At 32.6% G+C, this 21,802-nt stretch carries 23 protein-coding genes; 8 read left to right on the top strand and 15 right to left on the bottom strand.

Annotated features, from left to right (window positions below):
• Window positions 1–281 precede the first annotated feature (281 nt).
• The 4 genes from QMD61_09180 to QMD61_09165 all read left to right on the top strand — a co-directional run bounded on the left by QMD61_09180 (window position 282) and on the right by QMD61_09165 (window position 5,033).
• Entirely contained in the window at window positions 282–1,070 is a 789-nt protein-coding gene (locus tag QMD61_09180) for a DUF169 domain-containing protein (GenBank protein MDI6724801.1), read from the top strand.
• 96 nt (window positions 1,071–1,166) lie between these two features.
• Window positions 1,167–2,930 (top strand): excinuclease ABC subunit UvrC, encoded by a 1,764-nt coding sequence (gene uvrC, locus QMD61_09175; GenBank protein ID MDI6724800.1) that lies wholly within the window; start codon window positions 1,167–1,169, stop codon window positions 2,928–2,930.
• Between the two features lie 99 nt (window positions 2,931–3,029).
• Window positions 3,030–4,280, top strand: a complete 1,251-nt coding sequence (locus QMD61_09170) for a methanogen output domain 1-containing protein (protein ID MDI6724799.1) — start codon at window positions 3,030–3,032, stop codon at window positions 4,278–4,280.
• Between the two features lie 48 nt (window positions 4,281–4,328).
• Window positions 4,329–5,033 (top strand): ATPase domain-containing protein, encoded by a 705-nt coding sequence (locus tag QMD61_09165; protein MDI6724798.1) that lies wholly within the window; start codon window positions 4,329–4,331, stop codon window positions 5,031–5,033.
• Window positions 5,034–5,042: 9 nt separating this feature from the next.
• On the opposite strand, the gene QMD61_09160 is transcribed toward QMD61_09165, so the two are convergent.
• Together QMD61_09160 and QMD61_09155 are read right to left on the bottom strand one after the other, a co-directional pair.
• Window positions 5,043–6,071 (bottom strand): M42 family metallopeptidase, encoded by a 1,029-nt coding sequence (locus QMD61_09160; GenBank protein ID MDI6724797.1) that lies wholly within the window; start codon window positions 6,069–6,071, stop codon window positions 5,043–5,045.
• A gap of 61 nt (window positions 6,072–6,132) precedes the next feature.
• Complete coding sequence (locus QMD61_09155) at window positions 6,133–6,381, bottom strand: hypothetical protein (GenBank protein ID MDI6724796.1); 249 nt, start codon at window positions 6,379–6,381, stop codon at window positions 6,133–6,135.
• 114 nt (window positions 6,382–6,495) lie between these two features.
• On the opposite strand from QMD61_09155, the gene QMD61_09150 reads away from it, so the two are divergent.
• From QMD61_09150 to QMD61_09140, 3 genes are read left to right on the top strand one after another with little or no spacing between them, the layout of a single operon-like run.
• Window positions 6,496–7,245: a 4-phosphopantoate--beta-alanine ligase gene (locus QMD61_09150; protein MDI6724795.1), complete on the top strand. Its 750-nt coding sequence runs from the start codon at window positions 6,496–6,498 to the stop codon at window positions 7,243–7,245.
• A 58-nt stretch (window positions 7,246–7,303) separates the two neighbouring features.
• Entirely contained in the window at window positions 7,304–7,843 is a 540-nt protein-coding gene (locus tag QMD61_09145) for a nucleoside monophosphate kinase (GenBank protein MDI6724794.1), read from the top strand.
• Between the two features lie 31 nt (window positions 7,844–7,874).
• On the top strand, window positions 7,875–8,255 hold the full coding sequence (locus QMD61_09140; protein ID MDI6724793.1) for an RNA-binding domain-containing protein: 381 nt from the start codon (window positions 7,875–7,877) through the stop codon (window positions 8,253–8,255).
• Window positions 8,256–8,274: 19 nt separating this feature from the next.
• Here QMD61_09140 and QMD61_09135 read toward each other — a convergent pair whose 3' ends face one another.
• The 7 genes from QMD61_09135 to QMD61_09105 all read right to left on the bottom strand — a co-directional run bounded on the left by QMD61_09135 (window position 8,275) and on the right by QMD61_09105 (window position 14,947).
• Window positions 8,275–8,955 carry a TIGR00289 family protein gene (locus tag QMD61_09135; GenBank protein ID MDI6724792.1) on the bottom strand — a complete coding sequence of 227 codons (681 nt, stop codon included), beginning with the start codon at window positions 8,953–8,955 and terminating at the stop codon, window positions 8,275–8,277.
• Window positions 8,956–8,967: 12 nt separating this feature from the next.
• A complete protein-coding gene (locus QMD61_09130; GenBank protein ID MDI6724791.1) occupies window positions 8,968–9,765 on the bottom strand; it encodes a hypothetical protein in 798 nt (265 codons plus the stop codon).
• 13 nt (window positions 9,766–9,778) lie between these two features.
• Complete coding sequence (locus QMD61_09125; protein ID MDI6724790.1) at window positions 9,779–10,282, bottom strand: peptidase; 504 nt, start codon at window positions 10,280–10,282, stop codon at window positions 9,779–9,781.
• A gap of 114 nt (window positions 10,283–10,396) precedes the next feature.
• Window positions 10,397–10,798, bottom strand: coding sequence for a hypothetical protein (locus tag QMD61_09120; GenBank protein ID MDI6724789.1), 402 nt, complete (start codon window positions 10,796–10,798; stop codon window positions 10,397–10,399).
• Window positions 10,799–10,810: 12 nt separating this feature from the next.
• The gene (locus QMD61_09115) at window positions 10,811–11,869 is read right to left on the bottom strand and encodes a hypothetical protein (protein ID MDI6724788.1); all 1,059 of its coding nucleotides are present in this window, start codon (window positions 11,867–11,869) and stop codon (window positions 10,811–10,813) included.
• 9 nt (window positions 11,870–11,878) lie between these two features.
• Window positions 11,879–13,993 (bottom strand): hypothetical protein, encoded by a 2,115-nt coding sequence (locus QMD61_09110; protein MDI6724787.1) that lies wholly within the window; start codon window positions 13,991–13,993, stop codon window positions 11,879–11,881.
• A 9-nt stretch (window positions 13,994–14,002) separates the two neighbouring features.
• Entirely contained in the window at window positions 14,003–14,947 is a 945-nt protein-coding gene (locus tag QMD61_09105; protein MDI6724786.1) for a hypothetical protein, read from the bottom strand.
• Window positions 14,948–15,165: 218 nt separating this feature from the next.
• On the opposite strand from QMD61_09105, the gene QMD61_09100 reads away from it, so the two are divergent.
• A complete protein-coding gene (locus tag QMD61_09100; protein ID MDI6724785.1) occupies window positions 15,166–15,579 on the top strand; it encodes a hypothetical protein in 414 nt (137 codons plus the stop codon).
• Between the two features lie 32 nt (window positions 15,580–15,611).
• On the opposite strand, the gene QMD61_09095 is transcribed toward QMD61_09100, so the two are convergent.
• The 6 genes from QMD61_09095 to QMD61_09070 all read right to left on the bottom strand — a co-directional run.
• Window positions 15,612–16,478, bottom strand: a complete 867-nt coding sequence (locus QMD61_09095) for a DUF2101 family protein (GenBank protein ID MDI6724784.1) — start codon at window positions 16,476–16,478, stop codon at window positions 15,612–15,614.
• A 16-nt stretch (window positions 16,479–16,494) separates the two neighbouring features.
• The gene (locus QMD61_09090; protein ID MDI6724783.1) at window positions 16,495–16,932 is read right to left on the bottom strand and encodes a class III signal peptide-containing protein; all 438 of its coding nucleotides are present in this window, start codon (window positions 16,930–16,932) and stop codon (window positions 16,495–16,497) included.
• A 114-nt stretch (window positions 16,933–17,046) separates the two neighbouring features.
• Complete coding sequence (locus tag QMD61_09085; protein MDI6724782.1) at window positions 17,047–18,207, bottom strand: A24 family peptidase C-terminal domain-containing protein; 1,161 nt, start codon at window positions 18,205–18,207, stop codon at window positions 17,047–17,049.
• 26 nt (window positions 18,208–18,233) lie between these two features.
• Window positions 18,234–19,844 carry a CTP synthase (glutamine hydrolyzing) gene (gene pyrG / locus QMD61_09080; protein ID MDI6724781.1) on the bottom strand — a complete coding sequence of 537 codons (1,611 nt, stop codon included), beginning with the start codon at window positions 19,842–19,844 and terminating at the stop codon, window positions 18,234–18,236.
• Window positions 19,845–19,956: 112 nt separating this feature from the next.
• Window positions 19,957–21,150 carry a cofactor-independent phosphoglycerate mutase gene (locus QMD61_09075; protein MDI6724780.1) on the bottom strand — a complete coding sequence of 398 codons (1,194 nt, stop codon included), beginning with the start codon at window positions 21,148–21,150 and terminating at the stop codon, window positions 19,957–19,959.
• Window positions 21,151–21,425: 275 nt separating this feature from the next.
• Window positions 21,426–21,802: homoserine dehydrogenase (locus tag QMD61_09070; GenBank protein ID MDI6724779.1), on the bottom strand; the 377-nt coding region annotated here is incomplete at its 5' end.

The following is a 21,802-nucleotide window of genomic DNA, read 5'->3' as shown; positions in this document are numbered from 1 at the left end:
ATGTTTCATTTTTTGCATCATATGTAGAAAATAATTTAGTTTATATTGGTAAATGTATTATAAATAAATGATGGTATGACGAAGAAGTTGAGGAAAATCAAAGCCTACAAACACGAAGTGTTGGTGACCCAAAATTCTTCGAATTTCGAGGGATTTTCCGAACTTTTGAAACTAAAGTTTCGAATGCCCGAACACAAAGTGTTCGGCGGCTTTCGAAATTGGAAATTTCGATGCCCCAAATGCGAAGCATTTGAGGGCCACAAATATGGAAAATTTTTGAGGTGGTAAAAATTTCAAAAATCAATATCAAAGAAATCGGTGGAAGCATTGCTCGGGCCGGTATGCTGGATACAAATCCTTTATGTATATATGGCACTGAAGAAATACCTGATGAAGCAGTTCCTATGTGTTCTATAGCCCAATGCGTTGCTAAAGCCATATTTGTTGCTGCATCCGATGAAAAAACACCAGCACTATATATAGGAAAAGATACGCTTAAAGGGTGCTGTCCTGGTGCAATGAGCTGGCTGGGATTTATTAAACCAATGGAGCACATAAAATATTTTGTATCAACTGGCCATAAGAAATTTAGAGGCGGTGAAGCCGAATATCTGAAAGCAAGCCCGGAAATTTTTGAAAAATGGCGAGAATCCATAGGTGAAATAACAACACCAGGAAAATATCTTGTTATAAGAAAATGTTTGGATGCAGAAGATGATATTGATATTAAATCAATAGTCTGTTTCGGTAAAGGTGAACAGATAAGAAATTTAAGCAGTCTTATACATTTTAGAACCACCAATCCATTTAATGTTATCAGTATGCCCATGGGTCCTGCATGTGCCACGTTTGTAACATATCCTGCAGGAATGGGTAAAAAAGTTCCAAAAGGAATATCTTTTATAGGTCCTGTTGATCCAACTGGTAATATATGGTTTCCTCCAGAATACATGGCAATAGGTATCCCTATAGATATAGCTGTAAAAATGCACGAAGATTTAAAGGATTCATTTGCTGTTAAAAGACCTGAAGTCGCATATCCAAAGACAAGAGATAATATCCTTCATTAAAACAATTTATATTGATGATAATTCTTTTATTTATTCCATTTTAATGATTTCATTGATTTAAACAGATTTCAAGAGGCAACTACTGGAGGCGATTAAATGTCAAATCGTTGCAGTGATCCCAAAAATTTACCTAATAAACCCGGCGTTTACATAATGAGGAATATTGAAGACGTTGTTTTGTATGTTGGAAAAGCCAAATCATTAATTAAAAGAGTAAAATCATATTTTTCAAAATCTGAACAACCTCTAAAAACAAAGCTATTAATGAGCCACTTTCACAGTTTAGAATATATTATAACTGATACAGAAAAAGAAGCCCTTATTTTAGAGTCAAATCTTATAAAAAAATATAAACCAAAATACAATATCCGATTAAAGGATGATAAGAGATATCCATATATTAAAATCACCAATGAAGATTATCCTCGAGTTTTAATTACAAGAAACGTTAGAGATGACGGAGCTTATTATTATGGTCCATTTACAGATACTGGATCTGTTAGGGGAATAGTTAAGTCGTTAAAAGCATTATTTAAAATAAGAACATGTCGAAAAATGGACGGACCATGCCTTAATTACCAGATTCACCTTTGCAGTGCCCCATGCAGTGGTAAAATCACAAAAAAATCGTATAATGAAATTGTAGAGAAGATAAATTTATTTTTTGAAGGGAAATACAATCAAATTATTGAAATGTTAAATGAAATGATGATTGAAGCTGCAGAAAATTATGAATTTGAAAAAGCTGCTGTTTTAAGGGACCAGATTCAATCAGTAGATAATATACTTGAAAAACAAAAGATAGAATTTGATAGAGGCCTTGAACAGGATGTAATAGCATGTTCTTATGATGAAAAAATTGCCAGCGTAGTTGTATTTTCAATAAGAGAAGGAAAAATTATAGGAAAAGACGATTTCCTTATGAGTGGAACAGAAGGAACACTTCCCAACAAAATACTATCTGCATTCTTAAAACAATTTTATATGAGCCCAAGACATGTTCCCTCAGAAATTATTATTCAGTATAAACCTGATGAAAAAGAATTAATACAAGAGTGGTTATCTGAAAATAGAGGGGACGAGGTAATATTAAGAACTCCTGATAATAAATCAGAAACTCGTTTAGTGCAGATGGTGGCTAAAAATGCTGAAATCATTAAAAACCATGAAAGAGAAGTCAGAGGAGCTTTAGTTGATCTTAAAAAATATCTTAATATTCCAAGGATTCCAAGACGAATTGAAGCATTTGACATATCTAACATAAGCGGTAAGCACCCTGTTGGATCCATGGTCGTATTTGTAGATGGTATTCCTAAAAAAAGTAAATATAGAAGATTTAATGTTAAAATAGAAGGACCTGACGACTATGCAATGATGAGAGAAGTTTTAACACGTAGATACAGTAAAATATCTCCAGATGAAGAATCAAAAAAACCAGATTTAATTCTTGTAGACGGAGGTAAGGGCCAGCTTAATGTGGCTTTAGACGTATTAAATTCGCTTCATTTAAAAGATATTCCAGTTATTGGGCTGGCTAAGGAGTTTGAACATATTTTTATCCCAAAAGTATCCAGTCCAGTTATTTTACCATCAAATTCTGAAGCTTTATATCTTCTACAGAGAATAAGGGATGAAGCCCATCGATTTGCAGTTAAACATCACAAAAAACTTAGATCTAAAGAAATAAAACGATCTATACTGGATGAAATTAAGGGAATAGGTGAAAAACGTAAAGTCAGCTTACTAAAGTATTTTGGAGACCTTGAAAATATAAAAAAAGCTGATATTGACGAACTGGCAAGTGTAAAGGGAATTAACAGGGATCTTGCAGTTAAAATCTATGAATATCTACATAAATAAAAAATTATTATATTATAATGAATGGAATGCTCAAGGGAAGAATATCAAGAAAAATAACCAGTATATTAATATATATAAAATATTATATCTACTAATAGTATGTCATCAGTTAAAATACTCGTAGTTGAGGATGAAAGTATTGTGGCAATGGATATTAAACACAGACTGGAAAGCCTTGATTACGAAGTGTCAGAAATAGCATCCTCTGGAGAAGATGCAGTAGAAAAAGCTCGTAAAACTCATCCAGACTTGATATTAATGGATATAGTTTTAAAAGGAGAAATGGATGGTATCGATGCTGCTCAAATAATTAAAGATTGCTTTGATATTCCTGTTGTATATTTAACTGCTTATTCTGATGATAAAACATTAAAGCGTGCTAAAATTACCGGTCCATTTGGATACATAATCAAGCCTTTTGAAGATCAGGAATTACACAGCGCAATTGAAGTAGCTTTGTATAAACATATGATGGAAAGTAAATTGAAAGAAAATGAAAAATGGTTATATACAACCCTTGAAAGTATCGGAGATGCTGTGATTACTGCCGATAAAAAGGGAAACATTACATTTATGAATCCAGTTGCCCAGCAAATTACCGGATGGGGCCTGGAAGAATCTTTAGGGAAACCTTTAAAGAACATTTTTAAAATAATTGATGAAGAATCCAGAACTCCAATTGAAATCGATAATTTACTTCAGGAAAATAATCCTTCTTATCAATTGGATCATACTACACTGATAACGAAAGAAGGTTTGACAATACCGATTAATGATACATATTCTCCTATTAAAGACGATAAAGGTAATGTTAATGGTGCTGTACTCGTTTTTCAGGATATACGTGAACGTAAAAAAGCAGAAAAAGAAAGAGAACAACTTTTAAAAGAAAGTGCCAGAAGTGAACTTTTCAGTTTTCTTTTAAGTGCCGTACCAGTATTTGCATCAAATATACCGCCACAAATACGGAATAATATTGCAAGAAGCTTTGGAGATCGCTTTGAAAAAAATATGAAACCAAAATTTGAGGAATATCTCGCAAATTTCTCTAACGAAGACCTCGATGATGGTACCGTATTTAAATATTATACGGATTGGATATCAGAATTTTTATCAAATCTGGGTATTGAAACAGAGATATTATCAAAGAACAAAGCGAACTATCTTAGATTTTTAAATTGTCCATGGGATGTGGACACTGAAAAAAGTCCCATGTTCTGTCTTATCTGCAGAGTGATAGTTATACGCAGTTTTACATGGACATCTATTAAAGGCAACGTGGAACAGATATCATGTATGGCTGATGGATCAAATAAATGTGGATTTGAATTTGTTTATCATAAAAGTTAATAATTTAAGGTATTGATGAAAAATGTGGAAAATTTAAAGGTGAATAATTTGAAAAGAATAAAAACTGGAATATCTGTTATTGACGAAATCACAGGAGGTTTTCCTGCAAATAGAACCATGCTAATTACAGGAGATGCTGGCTCGGGTAAAACTATATTTGGACTTCACTTTGCAAAGAATTGCTGTGAACAGGGTCTTAAAACTGTTTATGTTACTACAGAGGAAGATGCTGATGATCTTTACACACAGGCAAAGGCATTCAACTGGAATCTTGAAAAACTAGCTGAAAAAGATCTTATAAGCTTTATAGAACTGGCTGGAGTTCGAGCAAGATTAATAGAAGCAGAATTAAGTATAGATATTGATACTGTGAAGGGGAATTTTGTAAAAATACTACAAAACATACCTGAAGACACCGATGTTGTAATAATAGACAGTCTTGGAAGTTATACAGCTAAACTAACACCTTATGAATTTAGAGATCGCTTTGATCATTTAGTATACGAATTAAAACAAAAAAATATAACTTCTCTTGTTATAATTGACAGCGCCACTTCCAACGAGTTTAATGAACTTGCATTATTTTCTGTATATGGTGCTATAAAACTTATGAAACGCGAAAATCCATATACCGGTAGAAGAGAACGGGTCATGGATATTGTAAAAATGAGAAGCACAAAAACACCCACTCAATTTATGACCTATGAGATTAACTCAGATGGGATTAAAATAATATCCGTACCTAAAAAATGATTAATGTTTTTAAGATTTTTCCAGTACGGCTACAAGCAATTTAATGGTGTTTTCAACATCATCAAGACTCACAACTTCAACTGGTGTGTGTATATACCTTGTTGGAACTGATAAAACACCCGTGGGGATTCCCTCCCTGGTCAGATGAATTGCAGTTGCATCTGTTGTGCCGCCCTCGCTCACTTCCAGCTGATAAGGGATTTTTTCTTCTTCTGCTGTATCAATAATCAGCCTTTTAACTAATGGATGAGTAATTAAGCCTCTTCCACTTGCATCAGTTAGTATGATGGCTGGACCTCCGTTAAGTTTTGCAGGCGCTTCTTCAAATTTAATTCCTGGATTATCCCCAGCAATTGTAACATCAAGTGCTATTGCCATGTCAGGATTTATTTTGAATGCAGAAGTTCTTGCTCCTTTAAGTCCAACTTCCTCCTGAACAGTTCCTACCCCATAAATGGTTGCATCGCTTTTTGCCCTTTTCATTGCCTCAACAAGTACATAACAACCTACTCTATTATCAAAAGCCTTTCCGGTTACCAAATTACCTGCAAGCTCGGAAAACTCATGTTTAATTGTGATAGGACAGCCAATATCTACCATTTTTTCTGCTTCTTCCTTATTTGAAGCCCCTATATCTATAAACATGTTTTCATATTCAACTACTTTTCTTTTTTCAGCAGCTTTCATTCTATGTGGTGGTTTTGCACCTATAACTCCAAGAACTTTACCCTCATCTGAATGTATATAAACTTCCTGATTTAAAAGCATCTGGTCATTTATCCCGCCGATTTTTGTAAATTTAACAAATCCTTCTTTGTCTATATGTCTTACCATTAGCCCTATTTCATCCATATGGGCTGCAAGCATTATTCTTTTGCTGTTTTTCTTTCCTTTTTTTGTTACAATTAAATTTCCAAGGCCATCAGTTTCTATTTCATCTACATGGTCTTTTAATTCTCTTGTCATGATTTCGCGGATATTTTCCTCAAAACCTGATATTCCTGGCGCATTTGATAGTTCTTTTAATAAATTAGTCATAAAATACCTCACAAATCCTCAAATATCTTGATCATTGAAATTTAGTTTTTAATTGACCTGGTTAAAGTGATTTGATTAAAATAAGTATCCCCAGTATAACTATTAAAATTGGTCCGGCCTGTTCCAGTATAAATTCCATTGGTATCAGTCCAATATTTGCCGCATACCAGATCAAACCAGCGATAACAAGGATAATACCTAAATATATACCTGCATATCTAACCTTACTTCTTTTGGGTTTTTTTATTTCTTTTTTTTGGGCAGGATCATTAAACTCCTCAGATTTATTTATTTCAATTCTTTCTTTCATTTTTATCCCTTGAATTAATTTATTTTAAAGGCTAAAAAATCTTTGCAGAAATATTTTCTAAATACTGCAGCATGTTTTTATACATATATATCTGAATGTTTATAAATTATTAACATGATTTCTAAGGATCATCCAAGATATAAATCTCTTCTTTCAAGGGAAAAAATGGTAAATGCATACAAAGCTGGAATTTTAGCTGATTCAGGAATGATAGCTCATGGTAGAGGCGAAGCTTTTGACTATTTAATTGGAGAAAAAACGAGTGAAACTGCAAAAAAAGCAATTGAAGCCACATCTGCCGCTTTATTACTGGCTGAAAATCCAGTTCTATCTGTTAATGGTAATGCTGCAGCTCTTGTCGCATCAGATATTGTTAAATTATCCCATATTACTGGTGCAAAAGTCGAAATTAACCTTTTTTATCGGACACCTCAACGTGTGGATGCCATTTCTAAAGTGTTAAAAGAAGCTGGTGCAGAAGAAATTTTAGGTGCAGATGAAGAAAATCTTGAACATATAAAAGGACTTAACAGTCCTCGTGGTGATGTCAGCCCCGAAGGCATATTAAATGCTGATGTAATCCTTGTCCCATTGGAGGATGGAGATAGAACAGAAGCACTTGTATCAAACGGCAAATTTGTAATTGCCATTGATTTAAATCCATTATCAAGAACTTCCAGGACTGCTTCAATTACCATTGTTGATAATATAATCAGAGTAATACCATGTATAATAAAGAAAGTGGATGAACTTAAAAAAATAGATAGAAAAACACTAAAAAAAATAGTCGATGATTTTGATAATAAAAATAATCTTAGAGAATCATTAAAAACAATGTTAAGTTCAATTAAAGAATTTGAATAACAGGATATATGCAATCAAAAATAATAAAATACAGTGAATTAATCAAAAGAGTGAGATCATGCGAGTTATTGGAGTAACAGGACTTCCAGGTTCAGGTAAAAGCATTGTTGCAAGAATTGCAAAAAGTATGGGTATCAGTATTATAAGGATGGGTGATATCATCCGTGATGAAGCATTAAAAAGAGATGCCGATATTGGTGAAACAGCCGTCAAATTACGTGAAGAATATGGAAAGTACGTTGTGGCAGAGAGATGTGTGGAGATAATAAAAGGATTAAATGAGGATAATCATAAAAACTATATTATTGAAGGAATAAGAAGTCCTGCTGAAGTAAAAATCTTCAGAAAAAATTTTAAATATTTTAAGGTTATTGCAATCCATTCAAGTCCAAAGACACGTTTTCTGCGCCTAAAAAAACGAAAAAGATCTGATGATTCTCCTAATTTCAATGAATTCAATAAAAGAGATAATAGAGAATTAAAGTTTGGAATAGGCGATGTTATAGCAACTGCAAATTATATGATAGTAAATGAAGGGCCAATATGGAAATTTAAAAATTCTATAAGAAATATTTTAAAAAATGAGATGGAAAAATAATTTTTTAAGATATGATATTGGGGTATTAAAGATGAAATGTAAAATACACGCCAGAGCAAATGTTAACCCTACAGAGGACATTGATAAAGTTATAAGAACACTTTCTAATTTATTTGACTATGATGATATGGAAATAGGGACTGACTATGTCTGTATTTTAGGTGATAAAGATTCTATCAGTAATTTAAAAAATGAATTAAGAGAAAGAAAAATTAGAGGAGCTGCCCGGAAAATAATGATGAAAGGTATTCATGAAAATAAAATTAACTTTAATTTAAGTAAACAGGCAGCCTTGGTTGGAATTCCCAATTTTGTTGACAATACTCTATCTCCACTGGGAGAAATTGAAGTAGAAATTAAAATCGAGGATCCAATGAAGTTTATTGACTGGATTGCACCTGAAATAAAATAAGATATTTAAATTATATGATCTATTTTTCCTGAAGTGAAGCTCTCTTAACTATAAAATATCCATGATCTCGATTCCATATTTTTTCTGATTCATTAATTACAATTTTTTTATTAAATATGGGACAATCTAAAACAAGAGTTTCCGCTTCACCACCCTCAAAAGCCAGATTAATACCATATTTATCATTTAATTTGATTAACTCCTGAAGCAGTTCCATATCAATCCTTTTACCAAGCCATGATTCGTCAAGACCTTCTGCTGAAACACTGGTTATAATGACTTCAAATCCCAGTTCAATAATCTCCCTCATGTACTCTTCTGCGTTTCTATGCCATAGTGGTGCAAAGGACTTAAGTTTTAATTCCCTGCATATTTTATCTATTCTTGATTTCTGGTACTCTGAATATAATGCACCAGAAAAGATTGCTTCTACTCCAGATTCCTTTATTTCCTTTAAAATACTGGTTAAATCTTCTAATTCGTTCTCTTTGATGCCCTTTGTTATTTTTTTAATTAATGGAATTCCTGCAGCATCAGCTGAAAGCTCCGTGATATTTATATTAGCAACATGAAACATGTAAGAATCAGGATTGTCAGAAATAATTGATACAAGATATTTAACATCAAAACCGTCTTTTAATGCTTCATACAGAGCCATGGTGCTGTCTTTACCTCCTGAAAAAAGAACTGCTGCCTTCATAATATTACATCCCTAATGGCTCTTTTTAACCATTCTCTCTTTAATATCCCCTATAACTCCAAGGATAGAATCAATAAATAAACCTAATAACCCTGTTAAAACCCCAATAAAACCACAAAGAATAATTAGATTGTTTTTATCTGGAAGTATAGATTTTAATGTGTTAATTTTATTTTGGGTTGGCCCTTTTATGCTTGTAACAACAGCTTCTTTAGAGACATGATCAATTACAGAATTCATTTGAGACGTTTCAACCTTTATAACAAGATGAGTTGTGCTGAATTTAACATCAATAGCTCCAACAAGCATCAGCCAGTCTTCAAGCTCTTTAATAACTTCCTTAGGATTAGACTGAGCAATTTCAATCTTTAATGTATCATTGGATACAATCTCAACGTTTTTAATATCCTTATTTGAAGCAATTATACGATTTTTAAGTGTATTCCTCCATTTAGAAGAAAATTGGCTTGTCTTAACGGTTATCCCAGACACTGTAACCTCTTTAACTCCTTTAACATTTTTTGTATCTTCTATAAAACGATTGATATCAATATTGGTTGAAACATTTAAATTCAAGGTTTCAAGATCATTTGAAGTGGACTGATAGAAAGACGAAGCCAGAACAGGTAAGTCATCAAATACTGGAGATATGAAAAATATTCCCCCAACAATTCCAACAACAAATCCCAGACTTATCACAAAAAAGAGATTTCTTTTGCCTATTATAGGGGTTAATAAAGCAGCTGAAAATACAAATGCCATCAATAAAATAAATAAAGATATCATTATTATTACTGCTAGTGTATCCATTTTTTCATCTCATCTATATTATCTTTGTTCCCACAACCATTCCTGTTGCTGAATCAACATATACTTCCATTGATGGTTTACTGCCTTTCATCAACGGCACTATCCATACAGAAATAGCTTCATTATTCAGTGTTATAGTACCTTGTGTAGGGTCTCCTGCCATATAACCAGGATTAGAATTTAAAGCTATTTGTTTTGCCTGATCTGCTGAGATTTGGAAGGTTCCATTGCTACCATTGGTTATAGTAATGTTTGTAGTATTGTCAGATGCATTAGAATTGTTAGAAATTACAGGACTCTGTTGTGGAGTTGTTACCGGAGTATTTACTGGTCCATCATGTACTTCAATCTCAGGTTTTTCACTAAATGGGTTAAATGCATAGACAGTTATTACTAAAACAACTAATCCCAGTATAATGAGTGCTTTTTTTTCCCATCCTGGCTCTAATTTATATAATGAATAAATAAAATTTACTGCTGAATCCATTATATTATTAATTAAATCCATAATATCCATAAAAGCACCGGATCAATTTATATTGAGAATATTGAATTACTTAATAGTACAATTGTTATATCTCGTTATATATCTTTTGGTATATGCATTTAACCAATAAAAATAAATAGATTTTTAAATTAAAGTAAAAGTAATTGTACCATTATTATTTTTCACTGCATATCTCTGTCCGTTAGTCATGGTAATATCCTGTATCTTATCTACGGGTAGAACCTTAACAGTAATGTTTTGATTGTTATATTTCATGTTAATAAATCCACTGCTGTTTATACAAGCTGTATAATTAAAGTCATTTGGAAGAGACATGTTAATTGAATATCCATTTCCATTAATATAAGCTGTATTAATAACTTCTGCTATTCTCTCTCCAATCATTCTGACTTCACCGAGGTTACCAGTTTCGGTGATATCCATTCCTGAACTGGCAAGGTTAATTAAACCTCCAGCCATGATTAAAAAAATTAAAGTAACGAAAAGCAGTTCAGCACTTGCAAGTCCTCTGTTATCTATGCGCACTAATCATCACCTTTAATTGTATTTATCTTTTAAATTAAAAACTCCATAATAATGGTTTGAAATGAAAAATATTCTACCCATAGGATCCCTAAACCAGTCCTTGTTTTTTTGCATATATATGCTCTTTGAACCCAGAACTCCATTAAAATATTCATGATCTAAACATGAGATATTTCTAGCCCCAAATTCCTCATATAAAGGCTCACCAAGTATGAATGTACTCATTTTTGCTGAATTAGGTCCTGGAGAGGTATTATTGGTTTTGTTTTCAAGTCTATCAAAGAATGTTAACCCCTGTGGATCAAGGAAGTAATAAGGACGCATTTCCATTCCGCTGGTATTATTTGTACCGTTTAAACAATCCCATAAACGATATAGCCTTGTACCATCATTATCATCAGCAAAATGATAGTCTATGGAACCCATGTAGGACTCATAATATCTGTATTTGTAAATAATGTTAGATCTTCTATGTTTTGAGTTAACCCATACATATGGATCTTCCAAACCTTCAATGGAAACATATGTAACAATGTTAGGAGGAGTATAACCAGTAAAGTTCTGATTAGTTTGAGTAACAGTAATAGGTATTCCTGGTTTGAGTTTAACCCAGAATCCAAATGGGTCATTCTGATAGATTTCAATATCATTTGGAGAGAATAAACTTCTAGTTTGATTATTGATATCTTGCCCGTTTATAGTTATATTTCTCCCTGTCTCTGCTTCCATACTCTTACAGGCTTCTATAACATTATTATTTAATCCCTCTGCTATCTTAACTTTAATATAATAACGGCCATCCGTTAAGAATGGATTTTTAACTATACTGGCTTCTTTATCTATAACTTCTCTTGTAGCCCTGTAAGCCGCGTTTCTTCCTGAATCTTGAGCGGTCTTCTCCATAATCGTTATAATGTTATGTGCTGTAGAATATGTGACATCTCCCCCAATAACGATCTGTGATAAATTATTTATTTCGTTTGCAATATCTCCATATGATGCTGCAAGTATCATTATAGGTATTACAAGTAAAACTGCCAGAGGTGTAAAAGTATATCCTTTATCATCCATTCTAATCACCTAATGTTTCCATAATTCTAATCTTACAGGAACCTGATTTGGTAGATTACCAGTATAAAGTGCTTCTGTCTTAATAGCAGGATCATTTCGGTCCAGTCCTAACTGGTCTGCTAAATCATATCTGGCAAGACGCATCGCTTCCTGTGGCGTGCTTTCATATGCATCAGCCCATACATTACGCAGGAATTCAGGATAAAGTACTGATATTCTGGTTCCTGAAAATATTTCAGCATTTCTATCCCAATCTCCAGATTCCCATGAGTATGAAGGTCCATTTACAGTTACTTTTAAAGGATAATTTGTACCCTCCTTTAAATAATATTTAGTTGCAGTTGAATTAGCTGTTGTGATAACATGGAAGCCTTTAGCTGCATCTAAAGAGGCCAGATTAAGATAATAAGGAATACTGCCACTATAAAGAACTTTATCAGGAGTGCCAGGATATGATACTGTAATAGTTCGTGAATCAGTACCTACACCAACAAACAAAAGCACTTCTTTTGCATTATAGTCTATATCAAAGTTTCTGGTTTGAGTTTCAACATAACTGTTACTTTGATGATTATTATAGGGATGATTAACCCAATTAACATTGAGTGCGCTGTATGTAGCAGTAACATAACAGTTGGTAAGCCCTACAAGATCATAATCATTGCCTGGAACATCGTCCCATATTGTAATTCTAACTTTATTATTTTGTCCTGGTAACAAATAGCCATTAGGTATGTATACTATTCCCGGAATATTTCCATAACCATCAGACCTTGCACTGTAATCTTGACTGTTGAATATTGTTCTCCATGAAGTTCCATTATTAACCTCTATTAATGCTTGATCTACTCCACCGTAAGCATTTACCACAACGAAAGAGTCAAATATTCTGTAACCTGCAGGAATATTGACATTCTGAACTATACTCACCGCACAACCTGGCTTATTTCCCCCATTAGTGCCAGTTATAACAAATGGAAGTCCATCATCATATGCATGTTCTTGATTATAGATACTATTCCAATCTATAACTCTTCGATTAGTTAATGATGTAACTGATCCAGTATTAAGATTGTATATACGGCCGTATTCGCCTCCACCACCACCTAGATCTTGTGCATTTTGCACGGCCATTCCTGCAGCATCCGGGAAATTGTATGAACTTGTTAGAATACCATTTGGAACTGGAAAAGTGGTTGAATAATTTCCAATTATGGAATACCATGCGAGATTGTAACGTTCAGTACGCTGATTGTTAGGACCAGTCATATTCCAGAATCTAACATTAAAATTGTTTACCCCTGGAATCAAACCGGAATTAACAAAACCCTGATAGTTATACATCCTCTGTGCGTTGTTTGTATTTGGCCTATAATTTAAGAAGGTGAATTGATTTGTATAAGCAGGATAAACATTCCCATTCATGGTGGTATTCGCATTATAAGAAACGCCGCTATATTTATTACATGAACCTATAAGAAACTTTGCATTATAAATATTGGCATCTGAAGGAAATGAAAATTGAATATTTTGAGGTGTGGTTCCACTACCCCAGTATGGATTATTTATCAATCCATTGGTGGTATAGTAATTTCGATTTCTATCATATCCTCCCGGTGTCCAAGGGGCGAAATTGGTCAGCCAGTTGTGGAAGTTCCATACTGTTGTAGTAACATTTTGAGTTTGATTTATAAAATCGAATTTTTCAATCTTATACCATGCTCTTCCCATCCACCCTTCTCTAGGTCCGGATATTACTCTTATTTTAGTTACCATATCGTTACTATAGGTTAAACCTCTATTATCTGTAGCAACAACTAAATTGGATGCATTTAAAGTTAATTTATATCCAGTATCTGTTGGTATTAATGTTGTAAGCCTGTTATTTAAAATCTGCTGTGCACCAGTAGTATTATTTCTAGCTGCCTCAACTGCAGCATTATTTAATGTACCGTCCTGTTCCATTACCATAAGTGCGCTGTCAGCCAGGGCTTCAAGATGTTGATGATCCTGCCCCATATAAGCAGGGACTAATTGATATGATACTATAGATGTCGTAAGTACTATTACCACCACTAAAGCTAATGTGGCATCAGTTGTGAATATAAATCCTTTATCATCCATTTTATCGCCCTACCTTATTGTCCATATAAAAAAATCTACTCTACAGCCACTGGGTTTCGCATTATCCAGTTTTATTTCACTTTCAGGTGTACCTTTAGGTGCCTGAATTATATATACGTCCATTGAAGACAATGGATTACTGACTGTTCTAACAGTTACTAAATTATTTTTGAATTCTGTTGTATTGTATGGTGGATTGTTATATCCATATAAATATGATTCAGGAATTTTTCTTACAAATGTTTTATAACGATCAGCATTTCCTTGGAAGTCATCACCTTTAACAACATAATTATTCGAGTTTAGATCCTCATTAATTGTTACTGTTGCTGAATCATATCCACGATTTACAACAATACACCAGTAATCATAAATTTCAAGGTAAAAATCATTTGTTGGAAACGGATTAGGGGGGCTGGTGTATGTTATTGGATTTCCTGTATATCTCATTGCATTTTCTAACTTTGAAACAATTTCTAATTGTGCATAAAGAGATACTCTTTCAATTTTAACAATATCATGAGCACTGCTGTTGTATGTTCCGATTGATTTTATAACTCTACTTCTATCCTCTGTAGTGATGTTCAGGAAAAATCTGTAATCATTTCCTATCATTTTCTGTATATCTGATTCTTTAATTGCACCTAATTTAGGTGCATAAATCGTTCCTTCAATGGGTATTAACTTAACTTCATCATATTTTGCAAGGCCGGCAACTTTTGGATTTCCATATCGTTCCCAATTAACAGGATCTCCTGATGTTTCCAGAAGAGCGTTAAGCGTATCAGAGCCAACCCTGTCAATTGAACTCCTATAAATGCTATCCTGTACCAAATTAAGTACATCTCCTGTATCGGCCGCTACAATTCCTAAAACAAGTGTAAGTGGAATAAGTGCAAGTAAAATATCCATAGATATTGCAATACCTTTTGAATCATCCCTAATTAATCCCAATTTATAACTCTCCAGCAAAACATTATTATTATATATATTGAATATATTATATGACTTATTAATACTTATATACCTTTTGCAATTCTTATTAAATATTTAATTAGTAATATTAGCTTTTAAAATGTCAATAAGATTTATAAAATAAATATTATTAAGTTATTCTGTATTTAATTAGAATAGTAAAACATATAATAGACTGAACAAATAAATAATTTATTATGATAAAAAAGGATCAAAGAGGTCAGGTATCAGCGGAAATAATTCTTTTAGTAGGAATTATATTTGTTGTTGTACTTGTTATTGCATCCCATGTTGGTCAGCAAAGCGAAGCTAATACTATATCAATAGCTGCCAAAGAAGGGGCTCTTCAAGCACTATCTAATCAATCAATACTTAACAGAAACATTGCGCCCATTACAGTACAATCAATAAACATGACTGGAAACAAAGACATCACCATTCAAATAAAACTTTCGAAATCATTATCCGATCAAAACGAGTATATTTTAAGCAGCGTTTATGACTATATACAGGCACAGGGATATACAAGGGATATAGGCGGTACAAATAATAAATCTTCTGACGATAAAATAATAACTGGTAGCCATACATATACTATTGTAATTATTTAAAAATTATTTTTTAAATTAAACTGGACAAAAATCTATTTAATTATCATGATAGGTTTATTTCCACTATTACTGAACATTTTTTCTTCAGTTCTAATTTTAACTGTTTCACCTACTTTTGAACCATAGCTGTCCTCTACTATGTATATGTCTGGTTTTACATTAGATCTAATGTCATATTCAACTTTAACATGGGCAGTATTTTCTCCAGTTTCTATGACAGTTCCAAATGTGTAGTTTCGATAATATTTCATTCTGAAAATTAAAAAAACAGCTGCAACAGATATTAATGAAAAAATCAGAATGGTAAGAGATGGGAAAAATTGGAAAGAAAATGCCATTACAAAATTTTCATTGGTGCCCACTAATACCAGTATTATTCCAACTGCAATATACATCAAGAAAAAATCACGATAAGCATTAAAATCATGAGCATACATTAATTTAATTTTATTAAACAACAAGTATAATGTGTATCCAATTAAAAGAACCCCTAATATTCCATATACAATAGGGTGAATAAAATTAAACAGGTATATGATAGAAACAACTATAAATCCTCCTGATAATATTTGAAGTTTTAGTATGGTGTCTTCTTTCTCTTTTGATGTAAAATTAGATGATATTTGAATGTCATTGTGGTAAATTTCTTTATTTCCGCTAGTTCTAAGTTTTCCAGCTATTTCACTTTTAGATATCCCTGATATTCTTTCTTCAAGATTTGTATCATTTTTAATCTTTGATATATTTTCTTTAAGCGCCTGGGAATCAACCTTATCTTTAATACTGTCAGTATCTATGTTTCGTAACTTATCAGGAATTTTTGGAATGGCTAAAATGATCATCCCAACAAAATTAAACAACCGTATAACTATATCACCAATAAATGTAAAGATATTCATTAATAATTCCTCGATGCTATGCTGCTATAACGTTTACGTTAATGTTTGATCTACTATTCCAAGTAATAGTAGCGTTGTACCATTTACCTTTAGTTAAAACTTGATTATTTGCGTTCATTGGATAATTTGTAGTAGAATTTACATAATGTGTAGTACCATTTGATAGAACCACAGAAAGACTTACTGTTTTTCCATTTGTTTGAAAATTCATTGTTTCAGGTATATAAAAATTTAAAGACCTTTTTGAGTTAGGACCGTTTGAGTAAACAATATTTACTGCATTTACAATGCTATCAACTGCTATATTAGCATCTGAAGCCCATGAAATATCATTACTTGCATCAATTGATCTTCCAACAAGAGGTATTGTAACAGTAGCCATGATAAGTAATAGAACCACTATTAATAACAAATACTCTGCTGAAATCTGTCCTTTATTATCAATTTCTATCATTATTTTATCTTTTATGTTTAGGGTTATATAAATATTCTGTATTTAATAGATTATTAATACTTAATGGATTTATTTGATTATTCAATATATTAATGATTTATTAAAGATATTATCTCAGTAATAAATCATATAAAATATCTTTTGTAAAATTAAAACCAGATCTCCAATAAAAAGAGAAATAATGACCCCAATTAAAATTGAAGGGGCAAACTGGATCCCTTTTTTGATAGTAATCTTATTTTCAATTCTGTTTTCCTTAACCAGTTTATTTAAAAAATTTATATCATCTTGAGACAAACCTGCTGCCATTGTACCTATCAGGAGTTTACCTTCAGGTCTCATTAAACCAAATACATCTCCTTTTTTAGCTGATTCTCTGATTTTGTCCATTATTCCTTTGTCATCAATAATTATTTTATCATCCTGCTCATATATCTTAAATGCAGGAATCATTCCTTCCTTAAGCTCTTCAACTTTATAATCATCTTGAAGTGCTTTTTTAGTTATTGTAGTCAGGATTTTTAAAATAATCCTTACAATGGTCAATGTAACAAAAAGAGTGATTATACTAATTATAGTTAATTGGGGACCGGTATATAAAGCATATAAAGTTAAAACAGTTATTACTACAGCTTTAATTGTGTCTGGTAGCTTGGAAATTATGAACGAGAAGATGAAGATAAGTATTAAAAGAATGATCATTAATTTATAAGGCAGATAAGCAGCTATCAATACAGTTAATGTCCCTGCTGATGTTATAACCAGAGTCGAAATAATATTCTTTTTATAATCCTTAATCGGAGAGATTAATTCGTCTATAAGATATCTCTTTGAGCTTAAAACTATAAATAAGACATAAATTAGAAGGAACGGTAGCAATGAGATTATACTATTTAATATGATGGTTATGGGAAAACCATAATTTGAAATAACCGGAAAATTCACATTAAATAAGCTGTACTGTATAATTAACGGTTGGACTGGTAATAAAGCTGCTAATGCTGTGAATAATTTGGCATCTCCACCTGCCCATGCTCCCATTCTCCAGAAAATATAACTTATAATATATACTATTGCTATGAATATAAGTCCTTTGACAATAAACCATGGATCATTAATTATAAAAGAATTAAGAGCATTTAAGGCTATTCCAATCCCAATCAAAGGGAATGTAAGTTTGTTGGATATGATTCCAGATTTTAAGTCAGAATAAGCTGCATAAAAACATGCTATAACTGCTATAACTGCACAGATTAGGGGAATATTTGTAAACATGTCATCACTTAGAACTGTTTATATATTTATTCATTTTCATCTTTTTTATTCTCAAATGCTGCTTTCATAAATGATACAAAGATAGGGTGTGCTTTATTAGGTCTTGATTTAAATTCTGGATGGAACTGGCATCCTAAAAACCATGGATGATCCTCGAGTTCTATCATTTCAACAAGTAAATAATTTGGAGATATGCCAGAGATCACCAAACCCTTTTCCTGTAAGATTTCACGGAAATCATTGTTAAATTCAAATCTGTGCCTGTGACGTTCATCTACAGATTTCTCCTGGTATGCATCATATGCTAACGTTCCTTTTTTAATGCTGCAAGGATAAGAACCAAGCCTCATTGATCCACCCATGTATTCAACCTTTATCTGTTCAGGCATAATGTCTATAACTGGATTCTTCGTTTCCGGGTCAAATTCTGTACTATTTGCATCTTCAAAACCGTTCATTCGTGCAAATTCAATAACCATGGCCTGCATTCCCAGACAAATTCCAAATAATGGAACTTTATGGTCAATTGAATATCTTACTGCATCTAATTTTCCTGAAATACCTCTTTCACCAAATCCTCCAGGTATTAACAATGCATTGAGTCCTTCAAGTTTATCTATATCTATGGAATCTTCAGCACTGATCCATTCTATATGTACTTTAACTCCTAATTCTGCTGCTGCATGTTTTAGGGCTTCTCTTATACTTATGTATGCATCTTCAAGTTCTACATACTTTCCAATAATTCCAATGCTTACTTCAGGTTCTTTAATTTTAAGAGATTCTACAATTTTACTCCAATGAGTCAGGTCAGGATGGTTCGCATCCATCTTTAACCTTTTAAGTACATATTCTCCTACATTTTCTTCATTAAGGATTAATGGAACTTCATAGATTGAATTAACATCTGGACAATTTATTACAGCGTTACGTTCAACATCACAGAAATGAGCAATTTTTTGTTTTAATGGATCATCAATAGGAAGTTCAGACCTGCAAATTATCATATCAGGGTTTATACCTGTACTTCTTAACTCTTTTGTGCTGTGCTGTGTTGGTTTAGTTTTAAATTCTCCAGCAGCCCTTAAATAAGGCACATAAGTTACATGAACGAACATTACATTATCATGACCTTCTTCGTTACGTAACTGTCTTACTGCTTCTAAAAATGGCTGACTTTCAATATCTCCTACAGTTCCACCAATTTCAACCAGAACAACATCAGCTTCACTTTTACTGGCTATTTTTCTTATCATTGATTTGATTTCATCGGTAATATGGGGAATTATTTGAACACATGCTCCAAGATAGTCTCCTTTCCTTTCTTTATCAATTACCGAGGAATATACCTTCCCGGTTGTTATATTGGAATCACCAGATAGTTCAGTATCTAAAAATCGCTCATAATGACCTAAATCCAGGTCAGTTTCCATACCATCCTCTGTTACAAATACTTCTCCATGCTGGTAAGGGTTTAATGTTCCTGAATCCCAGTTTAAGTATGGATCTATCTTTATTGCAGTTACATCAATACCATATGAACGCAGTATTCTTCCAATTGATGCTGCGGTTATTCCTTTTCCTATTGAACTTACAACTCCCCCAGTTACAATAATATATTTTGACAGCTGAATCATCTCCTAAATAAAATCACTAATATCAATATTTAAACTAACTCAAATAGAGTAAAAATTATAATACAATATCGATTTATAACCTATTTATATAAAATATTATGGATTATAAAGATCAAATTTTTAAAAAGTTATTCATAAATTTATATCCTTTAATTGTTCCCAATGAACCTCTCTTTGCTGAAAATTCATTATACTGGCTAGTATCATCTTTAAATCCTTTAGTTGAGAACATAGCATATGGTACAGGGTCAACAGTATGGGTTTTTACTCTTATAGGAGTTGCATGGTCAGGCAATATGGATATAGCATAATCATCAAATTTTGGAAGTTCATCTAAAAGTTTTCCCACAATTTTAGAATCTATGCTTTCAATACCTTTAATCTTTTCTTCAATGTTTCCGGCATGTCCTGCTTCATCTGGAGCTTCAACATGAATAAATATGATATCATGGTTATCTAATGCATTAATTGCATGTCTGGCCTTTGCTTCATAATCTGTATCGAAATAACCGGTTGCTCCAGGAACTTCGATATTTTTAAGGCCCAGATAAACTCCTATTCCTTTTATAAGGTCTACTCCTGTTATTGTAGCGCCATTTAAGCCATATTTTTCATTGAATAATGGCATATCCGGTTTAATTCCCTGTCCCCATAGCCAGATCATATTGGCGGGATTTTTTCCATTATTAATCCGCTTTTTATTTACTGAATGATCCTTTAATAATTCCATGGATTTTTTCATAATCTCGTTTAATAATTGTGCATTTTTATCATTAAATGGTCTTAAAAGATTTTCTTCTATATTTTCTCCAACAATATCATGGGGTGGTGTTGACTTTAAAGATGCAAGGTGTTCATTTTTCACTACAAATAAATTTCTGTAACTTACACCCAGATAGAATTTTCCAGTATCTCTAAATTCCTGATTTAATGATTTAATGAGCTCCTTTGATTCCTCTGTAGAAATATGATCTGCATTAAAATCAGCTAATTTTCCATCTTTTGCAGTTATAAAATTACATCTAAAGGCAACTTCTCCTGAATTAAGGTTAGCACCAATACTGGCAGCTTCAAGCGGCCCTCTTCCAGTATAATATTTTTTAGGATTGTAACCCATTATAGCAAGGTTAGCAACATCAGATCCAGGTTCCATTCCATTAGGAATTGTTTTTAGAAACCCATTAACACCATTAGATGCAATATAATCCATATTAGGGATTACTGATGCTTGAAGAGGTGTTTTATTATTCAATTCCTCTAAAGGATAATCTGCCATCCCATCTCCAATAACTACTACATATTTCATTTAATAATCTCCAAAATATTCCTCAAAAATTCATAGAATTTTTGGGACTCGAAAATCCCTCAAATTCTTTGAATTTTGGGGCATCAAAAACTAAAGTTTTTGATTGCTTTGATTTTCGACAGTTTTTATATTTTGGGCCGTCGAACACGATGTGTTCGGGCCTGCAAAAAAGTTTTACTTTTTTTGCGGTTACGAAACGAAGTTTCGTAAACATTCGAAACTTTAGTTTCGATAGTTCAGAAAATACATGATATTTTCTTCAACTCCAATAAAAATCAACTTTTGGCTTTATAAATACTTATTATGTCACTTAAAATTGCAGAAGCGGTTTCAATAGATCCTGCTCCTTTTCCAACAACAGTAACGTCCTCTGCAAGGTCTGTTTTAAGGGTTGCAACATTTAAAGTACCATCCACTGCAAAAGGAGATCCATCTCTTACAAGTCTTGGTGAAACTTCAAGAGTATCTTCAGATACTTCACCTATGAGTTTGATGAGATAACCTTCATTTTTTGCCAGTGAAATTGCTTCTTGAGTAATCTTTGATATTCCAACTACTTCTACATCTTTTAAACTAACATCCCTATTCATTATTGAATTTGCAAGGATTACCACTTTACATGCTGCATCAGTACCTTCAACGTCTTGAGCAG

Source organism: Methanobacterium sp. (genome assembly GCA_030017655.1).
Lineage (GTDB): Archaea > Methanobacteriota > Methanobacteria > Methanobacteriales > Methanobacteriaceae > Methanobacterium_D.
This window is presented reverse-complemented; position numbering and strand designations above follow the sequence as displayed.